Genomic DNA, 769 nt, shown 5'->3' on the forward strand with positions numbered 1-769 from the left:
CAAGTGTGTTGTCGTCACTCAGTGCTTCAAGGCGCTCAATGTCTGCAACAGCAGAACCAGGCATCATGTCTTCTTTGTATGAACGAGGGAACGCGCTCATGTACTCTTTCGATAGTGGTAGACCTTTGCTTTCACCAAAGTTAGCAATGATCGACTCTTTTAATCTGTCGTCCCAAGAGGTAGAAACTTCCATTAAATTCTGCTCGATTTTTTTCACGTCTACATCAATGTTGTTATTGTCTACACGAACAATGTAATGCGTTCTTGCCAATGGGCTTTCAGAGAAGAACGTCGTAAATTCAACTTCTTGTTCACAGCCAAAATACTGCTTAAGAATGCGTTGAGTTTGGCGGCGAAGTTCTGTGTTGTAACGGTCTTTCGTTACGTACACCATGCAGCTGAAGAAACGACCGAACGGGTCTTTACGTACGAACAAACGTAGTAAGTCACGGTCTTGCATTTGTACTACGCCCATGCCGACTTCAAGCAAATCTTCTTCGTTCGCTTGTAGCAGTTCATCACGTGGGTAGTTTTCAAGAATATTATGCAGCGCTTTGTAGGAGTATGAGCCGCGGCGGTAACCACTTGCTTCCAAGATACGATCTACTTTTTCTCGAATTAGAGGAATGCTGTGAACAGCTTGGTTATATACCGCGGATGTGTACAAACCAGTGAAGCGGTGCTCGCCAATTACTTTGCCATTTTCATCAAACTTTTTGATGCCGATGTAGTCAGTGTAAGCAGGACGGTGGATACGAGACGCTTGATT

Annotated in this window: 1 pseudogene; it reads right to left on the minus strand. The window is 44.2% G+C overall.

The features are described 5' to 3' along the window. Positions 1-769: pseudogene (locus tag R7093_RS25095) on the minus strand (NAD-glutamate dehydrogenase domain-containing protein); the annotation flags it as partial.

The sequence above is a fragment of the Vibrio sp. 1580 genome, from assembly GCF_033340055.1.